Below are 20,967 nucleotides of genomic sequence, written 5' to 3'. Positions count from 1 at the left end.
TGGCGTCCGATGAGCGAGAAGTCTGACGTGCGAGCCCCCGCCGTTTCTGTGATCATGCCCGTCCTCAATGAGGAGCGGCATCTGCGCGGGGCCGTCCAAGCGATCCTGGCGCAGGAGTACGACGGCGAGATGGAGGTGGTGATCGCCATCGGCCCCTCCACGGACCGTACGGACGAGATCGCCGCCGAACTGGTGCGCGAGGACCCCCGGGTCCACACCGTGCCGAACCCGACGGGGCGCACCCCCGCCGCGCTGAACGCCGCGATCAAGGCGTCCCGGCACCCCATCGTCGTACGCGTCGACGGGCACGGCATGCTCTCGCCGAACTACATCGCGACCGCCGTCCGCCTCCTGGAGGAGACCGGCGCGCAGAACGTCGGCGGCATCATGCACGCCGAGGGTGAGAACGACTGGGAGCACGCGGTCGCCGCCGCGATGACCTCGAAGATCGGCGTGGGCAACGCGGTCTTCCACACGGGCGGTGCGGCCTGTGCCGCCGAGACCGTGTACCTCGGCGTCTTCCGGCGCGAGGCGCTTGAGCAACAGGGCGGCTACAACGAGGAGTTCATCCGCGCCCAGGACTGGGAGCTCAACTTCCGGATCCGGGAAGCGGGCGGGCTCATCTGGTTCTCGCCCGAGCTGCGGGTGTCGTACCGCCCCCGGCCCTCGGTGAAGGCGCTGGCCAAGCAGTACAAGGACTACGGCCGCTGGCGGCACGTCGTCGCCCGCTACCACGAGGGCTCCATCAACCTGCGCTACCTCGCCCCGCCGACCGCGGTGTGCGCGATAGCGGCGGGCCTCGTGGTCGGCGCGGCGCTGACGCCGTGGGGCTTGGTGATCCCCGGCGGCTATCTCGCGGCCATCACGCTCGGCTCGCTGCCCGCGGGCAAGGGGCTGCCGCTCAAGGCGCGGCTCCAGATTCCCGTCGCCCTCGCGGCGATGCACATGTCGTGGGGCTTCGGCTTCCTCACCAGCCCGAAGGCGCTGGCGAAGAAGGTCATCGCGTCGCGGCGCCCGGCGGTGCTCAGCTCCAACTGAGCTTCCTCTCATGCAAGTTGGGCCCCTCTCGGCTTCGAGAGGGGCCCAACTGCCGTTGTGCTTACGACCAGGTGTAGTCCGGGTCGACGTGCATGCACGCCTTGGTGTCCGAGCCCTTGTCCAGCTTCGCGGACGCCGGCGTCTTGTCGTCGTCCTCCGGCGCCGTGTACGTGGTGCCCGACCGCCAGTCGGCGCCGACGACCAGGGTGACCCCGGAGACGTCCGTCGACTTCTTCACCGCGCTGTACGGGATGCCGAGGGACTTGGCGACCCGCTGGGCGTCGCCCTCCAGGTCGGCGCTCGGATAGCGGATGACGGTCGTGTCCTGGGTGAGCGCCGCCGAGGTGTCGGCCTTCGCCTGCGTGAAGCCCTTGCCGACGAGCAGCTGGGTCACGTCGCTCGCGCGCCCGCTCACCGGCGCCAGCGTGCTGGTGCGCGTGCCGTTCTGCACCTGCACCGCGATCTTGTCGTCCGCCGCGGCCGGGTCGGACGACGTCTTGACCGTGGTGGTCTTCTTCTTGTCCTTGCCGTCCAGCGCGATGTCCTCGCGGACCAGCCGGAAGAGCTTCGCCGCGTCGGTCGGCTTGGGCACCACCCGGCCGCTGGTGGGCGACAAGTACTGCCACGGCATCGTCGTCATGCTGATGCGCTTCGTCGGAACCTTCTTCAGTTCCTTGCTCAGGTCGTACAGCTTCGTCACGGTTCCGAGGGATTTGTCCACGGTGATCGCGTTGGTGGCCGTCTCCGCGAGCTTGCGCAGCTTGTTGGGGTTGCTGAGCGTGGCGTTCTCCCGCAGCTGGCGCACCATCGAGTTCATGTACTGGTGCTGGGCCTTGGTCCGGGCGATGTCGGTGTCGTCCTCGAAGCCGTACCGCGTGCGCAGCCACTGCAGGGCCTGCTTGCCCTTGATGGACGTGGTGCCCTTCTCCAGCTTCAGGCCGGAGCCGTGGCCGGAGGAGGTGTGTGAGTAGACGTTGGCGTCCACGCAGACCGGGACGCCGCCGATGGCGTCCGCCATCGACACCACACCCGAGAAGTCGACCATCATGAAGTGGTCGATGTGGATGTCGGTCAGCTTCTCCCAGGTGGCGACCGTGCAGCCGGGGCCGCCACGGCCCAGCGAGTCGTTCGTCATCGCGGTCGTCTCGGCCGCGTAGACCTTGCCGGTGTCCGGGTCCGTGCACTTGGGGATGGACACCAGCGTGTCGCGCGGCATGCTCACCACCGACATGTTGCTGCGGTCCGCCGACACGTGCAGCAGCATCTGGACGTCCGCGCGGGCCGGTGTGCCGAAGGTGTCCTTGGCGCCGCCGAGCTTCTGGTTCTCCGTGGAGTCCCGGGCGTCCGAACCGATCAGCAGGATGTTCAGCGGGGTCTGGCCCGCCGCGTTCGCCTTCGACTTGGCGGCGCGGTCCTTCGCGTCGCCGATGTTGAGGTCGTCCTTCTTGATGTTGCCGTTCAAGTGCTGGTAGTAGAGATAACCGGCACCGGCGGTGCCGAGTATCAGGACCGCCAGGACCGTCGCCGACCAGCGCAGTATGCGGCGTCTGCGACGCGGGCGCCCCCCGCCCCCGCGTCGGCGCCCACCTCCGCCACCGTGCCGGCCGTGCCCCGGTGGCTTGAGCATCGTGTCGTCGGCCGCCCGAACGCCATCGCCGTCGGCCCGGTGAACGGGCTCGCCGTTCTCGTCGTACAGGCTGTCGTCCCAGCCCAGTTCGCCGGCCTGCCGGACACGTGGTCGTGCTCCCTCCCCGCGCACACCGCTGTGAGCCATCTCCCTGCCCCTCCCCACCCTGCGCCTGACAAACGGGTCCGTCGGACGCCCAACTGGACTCTTTCCGCGCCCGGTTGGACGCTTCTTGCGTCCTGTTAGACGCCTGACGGACCCGTTAGGTCATCAACTGGCGCACACCGTCTTGTCCGCCGTGGACTTCTCGACGTCCGGCGCCTTCGTCGGAGTGGTCATCGACACTCCGGCGCCCTTGAAGTCCTTGCCCAGGGTCAGCACGATCGCGGGCAGACCCTGTGAGTTCTTCTCGCTCTTGCCAGGCTTCATCGCCGAAGCGGACAGCTCCATGAGGTCCGCCAGTTTGCGTGCCTGATCGGCCTGGTCGGGAGAGTACTCCAGGGTCGTCTTGCTGAGTGTTTCGTCAGCGTTTCCGAGCTGGCTGGACTTGGTCACGCCCTCATCATTCTGCAGCCAGTTAAGAGTTGCCTGTGCGGATCCGGCGTCGGCGCCGCCGTTGTAGATGTCGACGCGGATGTCGGCGGCGGCGGAGCGGGTGCCCTTGAGGCGGGCGGCCACTGCGGCCTTCTCCTTCTTCGCCTTCTGCTTCACCGCGGTGAAGGAGACGTCGTTCTTGATGGCGTCGAAGACCGGCTGGGCAGTCGTCGGGTTGGGAACGACCGTCGCGTGGACCTTCTCGGCAGGGTTGTCGATCACCGGAACCGTAGTGAAGGTCAGGTTCTTCGGATTGAGCTTGCCCAGCTCAAGCCCCAGGTCCTTCAGCTTGCCGATGCTGTCCAGCTTGTCGTCGACGGTCAATGCCTTGGTGCCGGCCTCGGCCAGCTTCAGCATCTTCGACGGACTGGTGAGCGTCGAGTTGGACTTCAGCTTGCGCATCAGCGCGCTGAGGAACTGCTGCTGCAGTGCGATCCGGCTCAGGTCACCGCCGAGGCCGACGGAATGCCGGGTGCGCACGAACGCCAGCGCCTGCTCGCCCGAGATGTTGTGCGTGCCCTTCGACAGCTTCAGGTGCGAGTCCGCGTCGTTGATGTCCTTCGCCAGGCAGACCTCCACCCCGCCGACCGCCGTCGTCAGCGTCTTGACCGCGTTGAAGTCGGCGACCATGAAGTCGTCAGGGGTGATTCCGGTCAGCTCGGTGACCGTGCGCATGGTGCAGCTCGGCGTCCGTCCGCTCTGTCCGAGGCTCGTGTTGAAGCGGACGTCCTGTGTGCCCGAGATGACCTTCTTGGTGCCGTCGGCCTGTGTCGTCGGGCAGTCCGGTACGTCCACGATCAGGTCGCGCGGGATGCTCAGCGCGGTGGCGTTCGACCGGTCCTTGGACACGTGCAGCAGGATGTTGGTGTCGGCGTGTCCCACGCTGCCCGTGTCGCCGTAACCCTCGTTGCCCTTGCCGGTGCGCTTGTCGGTGCCGATCAACAGGATGTTGATCGCCTCGTCCTTCCGGAAACCACCGGTGCTCGCGCCGTCGTCGGAGACGGACGTGATGTTGTCGTTCAGGTGCTTGATGTAGAGGTAGCCGGCGGCCGACACGGCGACCAGGACGAAAGCCATCGACCCACCGGTCCACAGCAGTATCTTCTTCGCCTTCGACTTCTTCGGCTTCGTACGCCCCCGACGCCGCCCGGGAACCGGCTCCGGCGGTTCCGCACGGCGTCGGCGCGGCCCCGGCACGTCGGTGGTGCCGGGAGCCTGACGATCCCGGCCCGGCGCCGTACGCGCACGCGCTCCCGCGGGCGAGCCTCTGCGCGGTCTCGGGACTCCCGACTGCGGTGCGGAAGGGGTCAGTCGCAGTTCGTATTCGCCGGTATTCGGGTTGAGTACCCACTGGTCTGCGGGGTCGATGTCGTCCGCCCGCCCACGGCCTTGCGCGTCCACGGTTGTCTGAATCCTCCGTCGGGGCCACGCGGCGCCTTCTCCCCTCAAAAGGCGCTCGGGTCTCGGTCAAGCGGTGCGCGACCTCCAGGACGTACCTCGTGGCCGGGTGCACCGGGTCGCTCACACTATCCGCCCAGTTCAGCGTCAAGCGACGGCGGTGACAAACTCCACTTCCCTACAACCGGGCAATCCGCCCTATTTCTCAGAGACTTCTTAGCTCAGCAGTTCCTCGGCTTGGCGTGCGCTTTACCCGCAGGTGTCCTCGGCGGCCGTGTTCCCGCGGAAAGTCGGCGCGGGGGAGGGGGTGTCGGCGGGGTCATAGGGCCGCTTTCCGCCCGGCTTTCCGTCATCGTCCGACTCCTCTTCGTAGTCGGACGAGTAACTGTTCGGGAAGTCGGACGAGCCTTCGTTGTCGCTGCGACTGGCACTGCTACTGCTCATGCTGCTCTTTGGGGCGGAAACGTCCGGAAGGTCCTTCGAGACGGCCACCGGTGCGTCCTCGCGCAGCCGCGCGAAGAGTTTCGCCGCCTCGGGCTCGACGAGCTGGTCGCGATTGGCGTTGTGGACGTACGACGTCCGGGGCACCGTCAGGAACTGCACACGTTCCGTGGGGATGTTGCGCATGCCGCGCACCAGGTCGTACAGCCCGCGCAGGCTCGCCAGATCCGGGTCCGTGGTGAGCGACGAGGTGGCCGCGTCGAGCACGGGATACAGCTTGGTGGGATTGAGCAGGACGTCGTTGCTGCGCACTTTGTTGACGAGCGCGCCGAGGAACCGCTGCTGCCGGTCCATCCGGTCGGTGTCGCTGCCGTCGCCGATGCTCTTGCGGGCGCGCACGTAGCCGAGGGCCTGCTCGCCGTCGAGCATCACCTTGCCCGCGGGCAGCTTCAGCTTGGCGGCCTTGTCGTCGATGGGCTCCTTCAGACACACCTCGACCCCGTCGACGGCATCGACCATGTCCTTGAACCCGTTGAAGTCCACGACCATGTGGTGGTCGATCCGGATGTTCGTGAGCTTCTCGACGGTACGGATCGTGCAGGCCGAACCGCCGGTCTGGAAGGCAGAGTTGAATATCGTGAACACGGGCCGGGTGCGGGTGCCGTCCGGGCGGCGGCAACTGGGCACGTCCACCATCAGGTCGCGGGGCAGCGAGACGGCGGTGGCGCTGCCCCGGTTCGCGGCGAGGTGCAGCAGGATCGTGGTGTCCGACCGCTCGGTACCGGAATCCCGCCCGTACTGCGCGTTCCCGTCCCCCGACCGCGAGTCCGACCCGATCAGCAGGATGTTCTGCGCGTCGCGCACCAGCGCGGTGGGCCGCTCCTTCTCGTACCGGGCCAGCTCGGCCGCCGCGTCGTTGTCCGCCGTGATGTTCGCGTTCAGCTTCTCGTACGCGGCCCAGCCGGCCCCGACGGCACCCAGCACCACGACGGCGACCCCGATCGCGGTGTAGCGCAGCCAGCGCCGGCGGCGGCGTATGACTCCGGCCCCGGTGGGCGACGCTCCCGGTCCCGGCCCCTCGGGGCCTCCGGAGGGCGTGCCTGCGGTGTCGGTCACGTCTGGGTCCACCCCTCATGGCGTACGAGCGTGCTGCGGTGCTCTTACGACCATGTCCCGGAGGGGGCTGCGAGGGGTGCCGCTGATGGGCCGAACGGATGACGCCGGGCGACCGCGGCGCGCCCTGTAAGGGGCGCGTGGCCTTCGCATCCTGCGGCTCCGCCGCGTGGGCGTGACCAGCCACAGACGGCCCGCGCTGCCCGGGCGGCCCGCGGTTTCCCCGCCCCCTCCGGCGTAGCGTCACCGCGCCGTGGCAGTCACCCGCTCACTCTCGATCCTCTTGGCCAGCCCGTCCTCACCGAGCTGCTCCAGATGGCGGCACAACACCACGGACCCCCCGGTGGCGAGCGCCGAGTACAGCCCGGCGCTGAGCCCCTCCCACGTGTCGTACGGAAGCGCGGACAGAATCCGCGAGCCAGGCCCGGTCAGGTCCAGCGCGGGCGCATCGGCCCGGGCCCGCTCGACGACCTCGGCACCCGTGTACTCCGCCGCGGCGACGATCAGCGCGGGCTCCTCCGGGTCCACGGGCGCGTACGGCTGGAAGCGGTCGCCCTGGGTCGGCACCTCGACGGCGTAGTCGGCGTACCCGTCGGGCGGAACCGGGAAGCGGCGCCCGAGCGGCGCGAGCGAGAGGGCGATGCGCTCGCCGGAGCAGGCGAGCCCGGCCTCGAACTCGCCGGGCCCCGCGACGACGTGGTCCGCCGCGGCCGGATCGCCCCCGACATCCGCGACGACGCCCACCGAGGAGCACGCGAGCAACCACACCGCCGTCTGCCAGTGCGCGGGCAGCAGCAGCGCGACCCGGTCGCCGGGTTCGGCGGACAGCTCGTTCTGGAGCAGGTTGGCGGTCTTGGCCACCCAATTGGCGAAGGTGGCCACGGACAGTTCGACGCGTTCGCCCGTGGCGTCGTCGTAGAAGGTCACCAGGGGGCGCGCGGGGTCCGTGGCGAGCGCGGATCGCAGCAGGTCGGCGGGGGTGCGGTCGGTGGCGTTCACGCGCGCAAGCGTACGCGGGGGCGGCGCGCGGAGCGGACCATCCGTGCCACCGATTCGCCACCGGTTCGGACGAGCGCGCCCGACGGTCCGTCAATTCCGCGATGGACAGATATGTATGAATATGTCCACGATCGGGGGCATGCGTGGATTCCTTGCCTCTTCGGTCGGCGCCACTTGCGCGACCGCTCTCGCCCTACCACTGGCCCTGTCCGCCCCGGCGCAGGCCGGACCGCCGGCGGCGAGCTCCGAGCCCGCCGTCCCCGGCAGCACCCAGTCCCTGCCGCTCGTCCCGCTCGCGGACGGGCGCGCCCTCGGCTCCGCCGCGCCCGAACAGGGGCTCACCAGACGGGACGCGCGGCCCTTCTCCCTGGTCGGCGTCGTCTGGGACAACCCGGATACCGAACTGCACGGCCGTGTCCAGGTCCGTACCCGCGCGGCCGCGACCGGCCACTGGTCCGGCTGGCAGCCCGTCGAGACGCACAACCACGAGCACGCCGCCGACCCGGACACCCCCGAGAGCGCGTCGGGCCGGGTGCGCGGATCCACGGCGCCGCTGTGGGTGGGGAACTCGGACGGAGTGGAGGTGCGCGTCCAGGCGGAGGTGGACGAGCGCGCGCCCACTCCGGGCGACTCGCCGCTTCCCAAGGGGCTGCACCTCGAACTCGTCGATCCCGGCGCGGACGCCGCTCCCGCGGGCGCGCAGATGGACGACCCGCGCGCCGGCGCAGGCTCCACGGAGGCCGATGAGACAGAGGAGCTCGACGAGACCGACGAGCTCGACGAGACCGACGAGCTCGACGAGCCCACCGGCTTCGGCTTCAGCACCGGCTTCGGCTTCGGCTTCGGCTTCAGCACCGGCATCGGCTTCAGCACCGGCACCGGCACCGGCACCGGCTTCACCACCGACACGGCAGAGGCCACAGAGACCGTCGCCGCGTCCGCCGCCAACTCCGATCTCGCGCCCCTGGGCGCCACCGAGATCCCCGCGCTCTCGCAGGAGGAGACACGGCGCGAATTCCTCGCCGTGCGCGGGGGCGAGCAGCGCGCGAAGCCGTACATCGGCGCACGCCCCCGCATCATCACGCGCCGGGGCTGGGGCGCGGACGAGAGCCTGCGCGAGGGCGGCTTCATCTACACGAAGCAGGTCAAGGCCGCCTTCGTGCACCACACGGTGTCCGGCAACAACTACGCCTGCTCCCAAGCCCCTTCGGTCATCCGCAGTATCTACCGCTACCACGTCGTGAGCAGTGGCTGGCGCGACATCGGCTACAACTTCCTCGTCGACAAGTGCGGAAACATCTACGAAGGCCGTGCCGGGGGCGCGGCAAAGCCCGTCATGGGCGCCCACACCCGCGGTTTCAACGCGAACAGCACGGGGATCGCCGTCCTCGGCACCTTCGGCAACACCAAGCCGTCCGCCGCAGCGGTGACGGCCGTCGCGCGGCTCACGGCATGGAAGCTCGGTCTCTACGGTGCCAATCCGCGTGGCAAGACATACCTGAAGTCCGCCGGTGGCAATCTCTACCCAAAAGGAAACAACGTACGACTGAATGTGATCTCCGGCCATCGGGACGGGTTCGCCACGGACTGCCCAGGACGCCTCCTGTACGGCAAGCTCGGCTCGGCCCGGACAGCGGCAGCCCGCTACCAGGGCCGCTGAGGACCGGAGACCACCAGACAGAGCCGTACGGGTCATCCGCACGGAGCCGTCGACGACACCCCACGGCCATCGAAGGCGCATCGCACGGTCTGCATACACTGGCCGGCCGAAACACACTTCGGCCGGTCCCGGCAGGAAGCAGAGACGACAGGTGACAGAAGCGATCCTCCTGGTCGGCGGCAAAGGCACCCGGCTGCGCCCGCTCACGGTGCACACCCCGAAGCCCATGGTCCCGGCGGCCGGGGTCCCGTTCCTCACCCACCAGCTGGCGAGAGCCAGAGCGGCGGGCGTGGAACACATCGTCCTGGCGACCTCCTACCTGGCCGAGGTCTTCGAGCCGCACTTCGGCGACGGCTCCTCGCTGGGCCTTCACCTCGAATACGTCACCGAGGAGGAACCCCTCGGCACCGGCGGCGCCATCCGCAACGTCGCGTCCCGTCTGCGCTCGGGCCCCGACGACCCGGTGCTGATCTTCAACGGCGACATCCTCACCGGGCTGGACATCCCGGCCCTGGTCCGCACGCACGAGACGACGGGCGCGGACGTCTCCCTCCACCTCACCCGTGTCGAGGACCCGCGCGCGTACGGCCTGGTCCCCACGGACGCGAGCGGCCGCGTACAGGCGTTCCTCGAAAAGCCCCAGACCCCCGAGGAGATCGTCACCGACCAGATCAACGCGGGGGCGTACGTCTTCCGCCGCTCGGTCATCGACACGATCCCGGAGGGCCGCCCGGTCTCGGTGGAGCGGGAGACATTCCCGGACCTCCTGTCCTCGGGAGCCCACCTCCAGGGGATGGTGGATTCCACCTACTGGCTGGACCTGGGCACCCCACAGGCCTTCGTACGCGGCTCCGCGGACCTCGTCCTGGGCCGCGCCCCCTCCCCGGCCGTCCCCGGCCGCTGCGGCGACCGCCTGATCCTGCCCACGGCCACGGTCGCCCCCGACGCCAAGCTGACCGGCGGCACGGTCGTCGGCGAGGGCGCGTACGTCGGCGAGGGCGCCCGCGTCACGGGCAGCGCGATCCTCTCCGGCGCCGTCGTCGAACCCGGCGCCGTCATCACCGACTCCCTCATCGGCGCCCGCGCCCGCATCGGCGAACGCTCCATCCTCACCGGCACGGTCATCGGCGACGGCGCGGTCATCGGCCCCGACAACGAACTCCGGGACGGCGTACGGGTGTGGTGCGACGCCCGCATCCCGGGAGCCTCGGTCCGCTTCTCGTCGGACCAGTAGCCTCCAACCGGACGGGCTGATTTCAGCCCGTCCGGCGTTTGCGGACGAGGCCGTTCAGGCCGATAGCAGGGGTCTGGGGGCGCAGCCCCAAGTACGGGAAGGGTAGGGGCGGAGGGGGCGAAAACCGCCCAGAGCCCAGCCCACGCACCGCCGCCCGATCACAGCCGCCCGATGTCCCCCCGAGGCATCTTCGGCATACGGCGAGGCGGCGTCCGCCCCGACAGCAGAATCAACCGCGCCGCACGATGCCGCTGCCCCGCGTAGGGCGAGAGCAGTTCCAGCATGACGGAGTCGTCCGCGTCACGGTCCCCCGCCAGCGCGTACCCCACGATCCCGGGAAGGTGCAGGTCCCCCACGGTCACCGAATCCGCCGCCCCGTGACTGCGCTGCACGACCTCCGCGGAGGTCCACGGCCCCACCCCGGACACCAGCTCGAGCCGAGCCTGAGCCCGCACCGGGTCGAACGACACCGCCTCCTCAAGCCGCGCGGCAACCCGCACGGCCCGCAGAATCGTCGACGCCCGTTTGTTGTCGACCCCGGCCCGATGCCACTCCCAGGAGGGGATCAGCGCCCAGGTCCGCGGCGCGGGCATGACGTACATCCGCTCCGGCGCGGGCCCCGGCGCCGGCTCCCCGTACTTCCGTACGAGCAACCGCCACGCCCGATATGCCTCGTCCGTGGTGACCTTCTGCTCCAGCACGGACGGAATCAGCGACTCCAGAACGAGCCCGGTCCGCGTCAGCCGCAACCCCGGCCGCCGGTGCCGGGCGAGCGCGACCAGCCGGTGCCGCGGTTCGAAGGCGTCCGGGTCGTCCGACGCCCCGAGCAGCTCCGGGAGCCGATCGAGCAGCCATACGGCGCCCGGCCCCCACGCCTCGGCCTGGACCACCCCGCCCCGCAGAGCGACCCGCAGCGTCCCGGGCCCGGCTGGAGTGAGGCTGGCCCGCCACACGGACCCGTCCGGCGTCGTACGGAAGGTCGGATCACCCGGCCCACGCCGCAGCGGCCCGAGCACGAGCCCGAGATCGAGAGGTCCGGACGGCGTCCACGTACGACTGCGACCGGGCGCGCTCGCGGGGCGCGGCACATCACGGGACACGCCTCCGGGCACCACGACATGCCCGCCGCGCACAGTCGTACGCGTCGGCCGAGGAGCGAAACGTCCAGCCACGGATGAGGTCCTAGAGGTGCTCGGGGTGCCCTACGAGGGTAGGCGTTCCGGCCGCCCGGAACACACGAGTCGGCACACCGCGTCGAACCCGAGACCCGGCACATCGAGTGTCAGCGCACCGAGTCTCAGCGCACCGAGTCTCAGCGCACCGAGTCTCAGCGCATCGAGACTCAACGCACGAGACTCAGCGCCCCGCGACGAACACGCCCCGGCGCACCGCGACGCCCCGCGACCCGACGCCCCCCGACTCAGCGCACCTCGATGAACGCCCCCGCGTCCCGCTCGGGCCGCGCCTTCGGCTCTTCGGCCGCATGCCCGACCGCCACGGCACCCATCGGATCCCAGCCCTCCGGCAGCCCCAGCACCTCCCGCACGACATCCCGGCAGAACATCGTCGAGGACACCCACGCGGACCCGAGCCGCTCCCCGGCCAGCGCGACCAGGAAGTTCTGTACTCCCGCCCCTGCGGCGACCACGAACATCTCGCGCTCGGCCCCGTCCCGCCGCACGTCGCCGTACGTATGGGAACCGTCCATCACCAGACACGGCACCACGAGGTACGGCGCCTTGCGCAGCACGTCCCCCCGCCGCACCCGCTTGGCGATGGACTCCTCGCTCTTCCCGTCCGCCCGCAGATCGGCGATCCACGCGTCCCGCATGGCGTCGAGCAGCCGCGTCCGGGACTCCTCGGACTCGAGAAGCACGAACCGCCACGGGGTGGTGTGATGCGGCGCCGGAGCGGTCACCGCCGCCGCCACGGCCCGCCGTACGGCACCGGGGTCGACGGGCTCGTCGGTGAAGGCCCGTACGGTACGCCGCTGGGTCACCGCCTCCCGTACGGCCTCCGAGGTGCCCAGCCGGAACATGTCGTCCCGCGCGCCGCGCGCCATCGCCCGCGTCCCTTCGCCGTCGTCCTCGGCCACCACGTGCGGCAGCCCGCGCACGACGGCGACGGGCAGCCCGGAGGCCTTTCCCTTGACCAGGTCGCCGGCGGCGGCGAGCTCGTCGGCGGTGGCGACGACGGTCGCGCTCAGCGGATTGCCGTACGCGTCCGTGCCGCCGCGCAGATCGTCGAGCACCCGTACGCCCGCGGCCCCGATGGCGACATCGGTGAGCCCGGTGCGCCAGGGCCGCCCGAAGGTGTCGGTGATCACGACACCGACGTCCACACCGAGCGTGTCCCGCAGCCCGTCCCGGACCGCACGCGCCGACGCGTCGGGGTCCTCGGGCAGCAACAGCACGGTCCCGGCGGGGGTGTTGGAGGCGTCGACCCCGGCGGCGGCCATCACGAGGCCCTGCCGGTTCTCGACGATCCGCAGGGTCCCGCGGCGCGCCACGATCCGTACGGTCTCGGCGTCGATGGCGGCCTCTCGGTCGACGGCCTCGACGATCCGTCCCTCGGCCTTGGACACGATCTTGGAGGTGACGAGGAGCACGTCCCCGTCGACGAGTCCGGGCTCGGTCGCGGCGATGAGCTTGGCGAGGTCGTCGCCCTGGCGTACCTCGGGAAGGCCGGTCAGCGCCCAGACCCGGTAGCTCGCCGAACCCCCGCCGTCCGCGAGCCCCTCCTGCGGGGGCAGCAGTCTGTTCAAGACGCCCGTACCTCCTCCGCCAGCGTCAGCGCCTGCCGCGCCATCTCAGCCGTCGCTTCGAGGCCGGACATCATCAGCGGCACGGCCCGGCAGCGGATGCCCGCCGCCTCCACCCGCTCCACGGCGGACGCGTCCACCGTGTCGACGAGCCAGCCGTCGAGCAGCCCCGAGCCGTAGTGCTCGGCGACCGCCGCCGCCGTGGACTCGACGCCCACCGCCGCCAGCACCTTGTCGGCCATGCCGCGCACGGGCGCGTCGCCGACGATGGGGGAGAGGCCCACCACCGGAACGCCCGCGTCGGCGATGGCCTCCCGGATGCCGGGCACGGCGAGGATCGTGCCGACGGACACGACGGGGTTGGACGGCGGGAAGAGGATCACGTCCGCTTCCGCGATGGCCTCCAGGACGCCCGGCGCGGGCTTGGCCTGCTCGGCGCCGACCGGCACGATGGCCTCGGCCGGCACGGAGGCCCGCAGCCGCACCCAGTACTCCTGGAAGTGGATGGCCTTGCGCTCGCCGTCGATCTCGACGGCCACATGGGTCTCGACGCGGTCGTCGGACATGGGGATGAGGCGGACGCCCGGCTTCCACCGGTCGCACAGGGCTTCGGTGACGGCGCTGAGCGGATAGCCCGCCCCGAGCATCTGCGTCCGCACGATGTGCGTCGCGAAGTCGCGGTCGCCGAGCCCGAACCACTCGGGCCCGACCCCGTACGCCGCGAGCTCCTCCTTGAGGTGGAAGGTCTCGTCGGTCCTGCCCCAGCCCTGCTCCTCGTTGATACCGCCGCCGAGCGTGTACATCACCGTGTCGAGGTCCGGGCAGACCTTCAGCCCGAAGAGGTGGATGTCGTCGCCGGTGTTGCCGATGACCGTGATGTCCGCGGCCGGCACGGCCCGCTGGAGACCACGCAGGAACCGGGCACCACCGATACCGCCTGCCAGAACCACAATGCGCATGGGGTTCAGTCTTGCAGGCGGGTACGACAACGCGTCAGGCGGTTACGAGACCTCGCCCGTCCTCGGGCAGTGACGATCGCCGGGGCGCACTGATCAGGCAGTGACGACCGCCGGGGCGCACTGAGCGGCGTGCATCGGCATCTCGGTGAGACCCGGGTAATAAACGTGCAGGCTCACGGCCGGTTCGAGGGAGTCGTTGACGACCTCGTGGAGGTAGCCGGGCGCGAAGACCCGCTGCGAACCGCTGCCCAACGCGCGCGTGCCGCGGTCGGTGTGCTCGGTCAGCGCGCCGTCCAGGACGGTCAGTACGCCGGACGAGGGACCGTGGTCGTGCAGCCCGCTGCCCTGTCCGGGCACCCAGGAAAGGAGCCACACCTCGTAGCCGGGTCCGGTGCGCAGCCGGTGGTACCAGCGCGAGGTCGCGTCGTACTGGACGAGGTGCTCCCACTGGGAGCGGTCGGCGGCGATGGCGCGGGCGAGGCCGACGAACTCGGCCACGGTGGCGGGGTGCTCGCGCGGCGGCTGGAGCAGGTGCGGTACTTCGAGGATGTCGCCGGCGATCTGGAGGTCGCTGTCGCTGTTCATGGGTGCGGTGGTTCCTCGGCGGGAGAGTGCTGGGGTGTCGCGGACCATTTCCGCCCTGGTCAAGGACGGGAGGGGTTGCCCTGGTACGGGCGGTCAGTCGCCTCAGTGGGGCGAGGCAGCCGGAGCGCGGTATGGCTCAACAGCTGAGACAGCAACAGCTACAGCGAGCTCGGGCAGCACCGTGGGACCCGGCGGTGCGGGTCGAGGTGAGTGCCAAGTTCGCGAGCATGCCCACAAGGACACCGGTTCACACCTTCACTGTCAACTTCATGTCCGCTATGTGGGAAATGTTTCACCTCATCCGGTTCATCTGGCAGGCGAAAGGTTTGTTCAGGAGTCCCCCCGGACACATGGCGCACAACCGGGCGCACAAACCTCGCTGTGATCCCGTGATCCAAATGTGATCCGGTTCGCTTCGGGCGTGTGTCGGAACGAGATCGAACTCCTGGGCGTCCTCCCCTGTGAGGGGGCGGGGGCCTGGCCTGGGCTTCTAGGGCTGTCAGGGTTTATGCCGATTTGAACACTTTCCGCATAGCCTTGGTTCCGCAGAGTGAATAAGGGGCCCAATAGCAGATCTCGGCTTGACTGGCCCGGATCGGCACACTTGTAATTTCACTCGTGTCGTTCAGCCGAAATCGGTAACGGCAGCATCACGGGGACGCGAAAGACAGACGAGGGGCGCACATGACCGAGCTGGTGCAGCAACTGCTGGTCGACGACGCGGACGAGGAACTCGGCTGGCAGGAGCGCGCGCTGTGCGCCCAGACCGACCCCGAGTCCTTCTTCCCCGAGAAGGGCGGTTCCACCCGCGAGGCCAAGAAGGTCTGCCTCGCCTGTGAGGTCCGCTCCGAGTGCCTCGAATACGCGCTCGCCAACGACGAGCGGTTCGGCATCTGGGGCGGTCTGTCCGAGCGTGAGCGACGCCGCCTGAAGAAGGCAGCCGTCTGAAAAACAGTCGTACGCGCGTGTGTGCGTGCCACTGACCAAACGGCACACACTCTTACGTAACGAACGGCCCGTCGCGGGTGGGTTATCCACAGGCGGCGGGCCGCTGTGTTGCCCAGCCGTTAGTGTGGGCCCTCGTCCGAGACGTCCCGCTGTCCCCGCCGGACACAGACGTCCACCGCAGTCCATCGAACCGGGGCCCGTACCTCGATGTCCGTGCACAGCCATACGGCAGCCCAACACGACGCTGCCACTGTTGCGTTTGACCCGACCCGCCCGCCCGAGTTTCCGCGCCACGTGGTGACCGCGGTGCTCGTCTCCCACGACGGCGCCCGCTGGCTGCCCGAGGCGCTCGCCGGGCTGCTCGGCCAGGAGCGCCCCGTGCAGAACGCGGTGGCGGCCGACACCGGCAGCGCGGACGACTCCGCCCAGCTGCTCACCGACGCCCTCGGCGCCGACCACGTGCTGCACCTCGCCCGGCGCACCGGCTTCGGCCAGGCCGTCGAGGAAGCCGCCCGCAGCGCCAGTGTGCTCACCCCGGACGACCTGCCCTACCTGAAGCGCCCCAGCGGCTGGGACCCCGTCACCCGCACCTGGCGCGACGACGCGTACGACCTGCCGGACCTCCCGCACGGCGAGCCCGAGCAGTGGCTGTGGCTGCTGCACGACGACAGCGCCCCCACGCCGGACGCCCTGGCCCAGCTGCTGCGGGTGGTGGAGAACGAGCGGGAGCTCGGCAGAGAAGTCGCCGTAGTGGGCCCCAAGCTCCGCGGCTGGTACGACCGCCGCCAGCTCCTCGAAGTCGGCGTCACCATCGCCAACTCCGGCCGCCGCTGGACGGGTCTGGACCGTCGCGAGCAGGACCAGGGCCAGCACGACCACGTCCACCCCGTGCTGTCCGTGTCCACCGCCGGAATGCTGATCCGGCGCGATGTCTTCGAGCAGCTCGGCGGATTCGACCGACGGCTGCCCCTGATGCGCGACGACGTCGACCTGTGCTGGCGCGCCCAGGCCGCAGGCCACCGCGTCCTCGTCGCCCCCGAAGCGGTCGTACGGCACGCCGAGGCGGCCTCCCGCGAGCGCCGCACCGTCGACTGCGTGGGCCGCACCTCCGCGTCCCCGCACAAGGTCGACAAGGCGGGCGCGGTCTACACCCTCCTCGTCAACGCCCGTACCGCACAGCTGCCCTGGATCCTGATCCGGCTGGTCCTCGGCACCCTGCTGCGCACGGTCGCGTATCTCGTCGGCAAGGTCCCCGGACAGGCCGTCGACGAGATCCGCGGCCTCCTGGGGACGCTGCTGCGCCCCGAGCGGATCATCGCGGGCCGCCGCAGACGCGGTCGCCCGCAGGTCGACAAGGGCGAGCTGCGGGCACTGTTCCCGCCGCCCGGCGCGACCGTCCGGGCCACCGTCGAACAGGTCGCGAGCAGCCTCGTGGGCCGCTCCGACCCCGAGGTCGCCGCCGGTGCCGGACGGCACGGCGGTGCGGTCGAGTCCGGGCCGGGCGGCGACGACGCCGAATTCCTGGAGATCGAGCAGTTCGCCCGGCTCAAGCGCGTCGCCCGCAACCCCGGCCCGATGCTCTTCCTGGTGCTGCTGTTCGTCTCGCTCCTGGCCTGCCGTCAACTGCTCGGCAGCGGGGCGCTCGCGGGCGGCGCGCTGCTGCCCGCGCCCACCGACTCCTCCGAGCTGTGGTCGCGCTATCTCGACGGCTGGCACCCCGTGGGCGCGGGCGGCACCCAGTCCGCGCCGCCTTACCTCGCGCTCGTCGCGCTGCTCGCCTCCCTGCTCCTCGGCTCCACCGGGCTCGCGGTCACCGTGCTCCTGGTGGCCTCCGTACCGCTGGCCGGCTTCGCCGCGTACTTCGCCTCGCGGCCCCTCGTCGAGTCGCGCCTGCTGCGCGCCTGGGCGTCCGTCGCGTACGCCTTCCTGCCCGCCGCCACCGGCGCGCTCGCCGGCGGCCGCATCGGCACCGCCGTCCTCGCGATCCTGCTGCCGCTTCTCGCGCGCGCGGGCATCGCCGCGAGCGGGCTCGCCCACTCCTCCGGGGCGCGCGGCAGCTGGCGCGCCACCTGGGCGTACGCCCTGCTGCTGACGTTCACCACGGCGTTCACGCCGATCGTGTGGCCCATCGCGCTGGTCCTCGGAATCGCCCTCCTCGTAGTGCGCCGCAAGGAGATCACCGCCTACGGGCCGCGCTTCCTGGCCCAGTTCGGCACCCCGCTGCTGATCCTCGCCCCCTGGTCGCTGACGCTGCTCCCGTTCGGCTTCTTCAAGGAAGCCGGCCTGGAGTACGGCGACAGCGCTGCCTCCGCGCTCGACCTGCTCGGCGCCAGCCCCGGCGGCCCCGGAACGGTCAACGGGCTGATGCTGATCGGCATCGTGCTCGCCGCGCTCGCCGGCCTGCTGCGCGCGGAGCGCCAGGCGGGGGTCTGGACGGCATGGGCCGTCGCCCTGGTGGCACTCGTCTTCGCCGTGCTGTCGAACGGTTCCACGTGGGCCGGCCCCGCGACCCTCGTCTACGGTCTCGCGCTGCTCGCCGCCGCCGCGATGGGCGGCGACGGGGCACGCGCGCGCGTGGCCGAGCAGAGCTTCGGCTGGCGCCAGCCGGTGGCCGCGCTCATCGTCTTCGCCTGCGCGGCGGGCCCCCTGCTCGTCGCGGCCGGATGGATGATCCGGGGCGCCGACGGGCCCGTGGAGCGCCGCGACCCGGTGCAGGTGCCCGCGTTCGTCGCCGAGGAGAGCGGCACCCGCGACCAGGCCCGCACCCTCGTCCTCGACAGCCGGTCGGCGGCCAAGGTCGGCTACACCCTCGTCCGCGGCTCCGGCGCCCGCCTCGGCGACGCCGAACTCGCGGCGGCGGGCGGCGAGAACAAGAAGCTCGACAAGGTCGTCGCCAACCTCGTGGCGGGCTCCGGCGCCGACCAGGCCAACCAGCTCGGCGGCTTCGCCGTCCGCTACGTACTCGTCCACAAGGGCGCGCCCCGCGAGGTGAGCCGCGTCCTGGACGCCACCCCGGGCCTGACCCGGCTCAGCCAGCAGGACGGCAGCGCCCTGTGGCGGGTGGACCAGCAGGTCTCGCGCGCGGCGATCGTCCCCAAGTCCGGCGAGTCGCAGTCCATCGCCGCCGGACCCGTCGAGCTGCACACCACCATCCCCTCCGGCGCCGCGGGCCGCGTCCTGCGCCTCGCCGACACGGCCGACGCGGGCTGGACGGCGACCCTGGACGGAAAGCCGCTCACCCGCACCACGGTCGACGGCTGGGCGCAGGGCTTCGAACTGCCCACCACCGGCGGCAAGTTGGACGTCACCTTCGACGCTCCGGTGGGCCACACCGCCTGGCTGTTGGCGCAGGGCGCGCTCGCCGTCGTCCTCGTGGTGCTCGCCCTGCCCGGGCGGCGCCGGGACGTCGACGACGACCTCCCCGAGGAGCAGGCCGTCCCCGCCCAGGACGTCACGGGCGAGGGCCGCCGCGCCCGCCGCCTGCGCGCCCAGGCGGAGGCCGAGGCGGAGGCCGAGCAGGCCGGTCAGGAATCCGACGCCCTTCCTCCTCCGGAGGAGGAGGTCCCGGTCGCGCCCGCCGCGGTCCCGCACCAGCAGGCGTACGGCGAGTGGGACACACCGAGCTACGCGGGCGCCGAGTACGGCACCTACGGCGGCGAGCAGTACCAGGGCCAGCAGTACCCGGCGGGCACGTACGAGCAGCCGTACCAGGCGGACCCCTACCAGGGCGGCCAGTACGACCCGTACGCCTACGGGGGCACGACGGCGTACGACCAGACACAGACGTACCAGCAGGGCTACGACGCGACCGGTCAGGGCTACGACGCGACCGGTCAGGGCTACGACGTGACCGGCCAGGGCTACGACCCGGCGTACGACCCCGCGCAGCCCCCGATGCCGCCGCAGCCGCCGCACGGCACCGACAGTGAGCGCCCCGACGGGAGCCAGCAGTGAACCGCACCACCCTGTCCCTGATCGCCGGCGCGACCGCGCTCGCCGCCGTCACCGGATTCGCCGCCCTCAGCACGCCGGCCGCCTCCGGCGACAACGCCGCCAAGGCGGCCGCACAGCTGCCCGTCGAGCGCACCAGCCTGCTCTGCCCGCAACCCAGCACCTCCGACCTCGCCGAGACCGCGTACACGTCCTTCACGCCCGTTTCGAAGGGCACCAGCGACAGCGGCAAGGCCGAACTCCAGGCCGCGACCCAGGAGTCGGCGGACGGCAGCACGAGCAAAAAGGGTGGCAAGAAGGCCGACAAGCCCGTCCTGGAACCCAAGGAGCCCGGCAAGCCGGCCACCGGCGACAGCTCGGGCGCCGAGGCGCCCGCCCTCGTCGGCACCGCCGAGGGCAGGTTCGCGCCCGGCTGGACCGTCCAGGAGACCACCGACGTCGCCGCGGGCACAGGGCGCGGTCTGCTCGGCACCAACTGCACCGCTCCGGACACCGAGTTCTGGTTCCCGGGCGCCAGCACCGCAGGCGACCGCACCGACTACGTGCACCTGACGAACCCCGACGACTCCGCCGCCGTCGTCGACATCGAGCTGTACGGCAAGGACGGCACCCTCAAGGCCACGGTGGGCGAGGGCATCACGGTCCAGCCCCACGCCAGCGAGCCGATCCTGCTGAACACGCTCACCGACGATGCGCAGACCAACCTCACGGTGCACGTGAACGTCCGCAGCGGCCGGGTCGCGGCCGCCGTGCAGGCCCTGGACGACAAGCTCGGCGGCGACTGGCTGGCGGCCTCCACCGACCCTGCGGGCAGCCTCGTGCTGCCGGGCATCCCGAAGGACGCCACGTCCGTGCGCCTGGTCGCCTTCGTGCCCGGTGACACCGACGCCGACCTGAAGGTGCGCCTCGCCTCGCCCTCGGGGCTGATCACTCCCGCGGGGAACGAGACGCTGCACGTGAAGTCCGGCATGACCGCCGCCGTCGACCTCGGCGACGTCACGCGCGGCGAAGCGGGCTCCCTGGTGCTCACGCCCACCGGCACATCGGTGCCGGTCGTCGCCGCCCTGCGGGTCGTGCGCGGCAAGGGCGACAATCAGGAGACCGCGTTCATCCCCGCCACCAGCCCGGTCGGCACGCGCGCGACGGTCGCCGAGAACAGCTCCAAGGGCTCCACACTCGCCCTCTCCGCCCCCGGCCGGAGCGCTCAGGTCAAGGTCACCGCGTCCGCGGGCAGCGAGGGCGGTACAGCGGTGACGAAGACGTTCACGATCAAGGGCGGGACGACGCAGAACGTCGCGGCACCGGTCCCGAGCGGCCTCAAGGGCACGTACGCGCTGACGGTGGAGCCGGTCTCCGGGGGGCCGGTCTACGCCTCCCGGATGCTCGCCGTCACCCAAGAAGGCGTCCCGGGCTTCACGGTCCAGACCCTCCCGGACGACCGCGGGACGGTGGCCGTACCGGACGCGGAGCAGGATCTTTCGGTGCTGCAGAAGTAGGGCCCGTTTCGGAAAGCGGGCTCCACGCGCGCGTGCGGGGTTATTCGCCTCATACGCGCGCGTGCCGTTTCCCGCACGCCCGCCTCCCGCACATCCGCGTGCCCGCGTTCTGCGACGTCCGCGTTCCGCGACTTCCGCGTGTCCGAGTGTCCCGTGCGGGCGG

Annotated in this window: 14 protein-coding genes; 6 read left to right on the top strand and 8 right to left on the bottom strand. The window is 71.0% G+C overall.

The features are described from left to right. Positions 1–9 precede the first annotated feature (9 nt). A complete protein-coding gene (locus tag ACZ4WS_RS22225; protein WP_467982827.1) occupies positions 10–1,038 on the top strand; it encodes a glycosyltransferase family 2 protein in 1,029 nt (342 codons plus the stop codon). 61 nt (positions 1,039–1,099) lie between these two features. Here the strand turns inward: ACZ4WS_RS22225 and ACZ4WS_RS22220 are convergent, their stop codons facing one another. The 4 genes from ACZ4WS_RS22220 to ACZ4WS_RS22205 form a co-directional block, all read right to left on the bottom strand. Beyond that, complete coding sequence (locus ACZ4WS_RS22220; protein WP_467982825.1) at positions 1,100–2,812, bottom strand: LCP family protein; 1,713 nt, start codon at positions 2,810–2,812, stop codon at positions 1,100–1,102. A gap of 123 nt (positions 2,813–2,935) precedes the next feature. Next, positions 2,936–4,660, bottom strand: coding sequence for an LCP family protein (locus ACZ4WS_RS22215; RefSeq protein WP_467982823.1), 1,725 nt, complete (start codon positions 4,658–4,660; stop codon positions 2,936–2,938). A 246-nt stretch (positions 4,661–4,906) separates the two neighbouring features. Beyond that, positions 4,907–6,214: an LCP family protein gene (locus ACZ4WS_RS22210; protein WP_467982822.1), complete on the bottom strand. Its 1,308-nt coding sequence runs from the start codon at positions 6,212–6,214 to the stop codon at positions 4,907–4,909. A gap of 240 nt (positions 6,215–6,454) precedes the next feature. Further along, positions 6,455–7,210 (bottom strand): TIGR03089 family protein, encoded by a 756-nt coding sequence (locus tag ACZ4WS_RS22205; RefSeq protein ID WP_467982821.1) that lies wholly within the window; start codon positions 7,208–7,210, stop codon positions 6,455–6,457. A 139-nt stretch (positions 7,211–7,349) separates the two neighbouring features. Between ACZ4WS_RS22205 and ACZ4WS_RS22200 the strand changes: the two genes are divergently transcribed. Both ACZ4WS_RS22200 and manB read left to right on the top strand, forming a co-directional pair. Continuing rightward, entirely contained in the window at positions 7,350–8,870 is a 1,521-nt protein-coding gene (locus ACZ4WS_RS22200) for a peptidoglycan recognition protein family protein (RefSeq protein WP_467982820.1), read from the top strand. Between the two features lie 151 nt (positions 8,871–9,021). After that, a complete protein-coding gene (manB, locus tag ACZ4WS_RS22195; RefSeq protein WP_467982818.1) occupies positions 9,022–10,104 on the top strand; it encodes a mannose-1-phosphate guanylyltransferase in 1,083 nt (360 codons plus the stop codon). Positions 10,105–10,262: 158 nt separating this feature from the next. Here the strand turns inward: manB and ACZ4WS_RS22190 are convergent, their stop codons facing one another. The 4 genes from ACZ4WS_RS22190 to ACZ4WS_RS22175 form a co-directional block, all read right to left on the bottom strand. Then, positions 10,263–11,276: a DNA-3-methyladenine glycosylase family protein gene (locus ACZ4WS_RS22190; RefSeq protein ID WP_467982817.1), complete on the bottom strand. Its 1,014-nt coding sequence runs from the start codon at positions 11,274–11,276 to the stop codon at positions 10,263–10,265. Between the two features lie 248 nt (positions 11,277–11,524). Further along, positions 11,525–12,859 carry a coenzyme F420-0:L-glutamate ligase gene (locus ACZ4WS_RS22185; RefSeq protein WP_467983178.1) on the bottom strand — a complete coding sequence of 445 codons (1,335 nt, stop codon included), beginning with the start codon at positions 12,857–12,859 and terminating at the stop codon, positions 11,525–11,527. A gap of 5 nt (positions 12,860–12,864) precedes the next feature. Continuing rightward, entirely contained in the window at positions 12,865–13,824 is a 960-nt protein-coding gene (gene cofD / locus ACZ4WS_RS22180; protein ID WP_467982815.1) for a 2-phospho-L-lactate transferase, read from the bottom strand. Positions 13,825–13,917: 93 nt separating this feature from the next. Further along, positions 13,918–14,409 carry a cysteine dioxygenase gene (locus ACZ4WS_RS22175; protein WP_467982813.1) on the bottom strand — a complete coding sequence of 164 codons (492 nt, stop codon included), beginning with the start codon at positions 14,407–14,409 and terminating at the stop codon, positions 13,918–13,920. Positions 14,410–15,093: 684 nt separating this feature from the next. On the opposite strand from ACZ4WS_RS22175, the gene ACZ4WS_RS22170 reads away from it, so the two are divergent. The 3 genes from ACZ4WS_RS22170 (at position 15,094) to ACZ4WS_RS22160 (ending at position 20,804) form a co-directional block, all read left to right on the top strand. After that, positions 15,094–15,357: a WhiB family transcriptional regulator gene (locus tag ACZ4WS_RS22170; RefSeq protein WP_003975777.1), complete on the top strand. Its 264-nt coding sequence runs from the start codon at positions 15,094–15,096 to the stop codon at positions 15,355–15,357. 207 nt (positions 15,358–15,564) lie between these two features. After that, positions 15,565–19,311, top strand: coding sequence for a glycosyltransferase family 2 protein (locus ACZ4WS_RS22165; protein ID WP_467982811.1), 3,747 nt, complete (start codon positions 15,565–15,567; stop codon positions 19,309–19,311). Further along, complete coding sequence (locus ACZ4WS_RS22160) at positions 19,308–20,804, top strand: DUF5719 family protein (protein ID WP_467982810.1); 1,497 nt, start codon at positions 19,308–19,310, stop codon at positions 20,802–20,804. Before ACZ4WS_RS22165 ends, ACZ4WS_RS22160 begins: the two co-directional genes overlap by 4 nt. Positions 20,805–20,967: the final 163 nt, after the last annotated feature.

It is taken from the genome of Streptomyces sp. NPDC029292, assembly GCF_055569295.1.
The sequence above is the reverse complement of the archived record's forward strand: the minus strand, read 5'-3'. Positions and strand labels throughout refer to the sequence as shown.

What these genes read in the sequence shown, in the direction of transcription:
- ACZ4WS_RS22220 (WP_467982825.1), bottom strand. Translation starts at nt 2,812, where the DNA reads ATGGCTCACAGCGGTGTGCGCGGGGAGGGAGCACGACCACGTGTCCGG.
- ACZ4WS_RS22225 (WP_467982827.1), top strand. Translation starts at nt 10, where the DNA reads ATGAGCGAGAAGTCTGACGTGCGAGCCCCCGCCGTTTCTGTGATCATG.
- cofD (WP_467982815.1), bottom strand. Translation starts at nt 13,824, where the DNA reads ATGCGCATTGTGGTTCTGGCAGGCGGTATCGGTGGTGCCCGGTTCCTG.
- ACZ4WS_RS22165 (WP_467982811.1), top strand. Translation starts at nt 15,565, where the DNA reads ATGTCCGTGCACAGCCATACGGCAGCCCAACACGACGCTGCCACTGTT.
- ACZ4WS_RS22200 (WP_467982820.1), top strand. Translation starts at nt 7,350, where the DNA reads ATGCGTGGATTCCTTGCCTCTTCGGTCGGCGCCACTTGCGCGACCGCT.
- ACZ4WS_RS22175 (WP_467982813.1), bottom strand. Translation starts at nt 14,409, where the DNA reads ATGAACAGCGACAGCGACCTCCAGATCGCCGGCGACATCCTCGAAGTA.
- ACZ4WS_RS22170 (WP_003975777.1), top strand. Translation starts at nt 15,094, where the DNA reads ATGACCGAGCTGGTGCAGCAACTGCTGGTCGACGACGCGGACGAGGAA.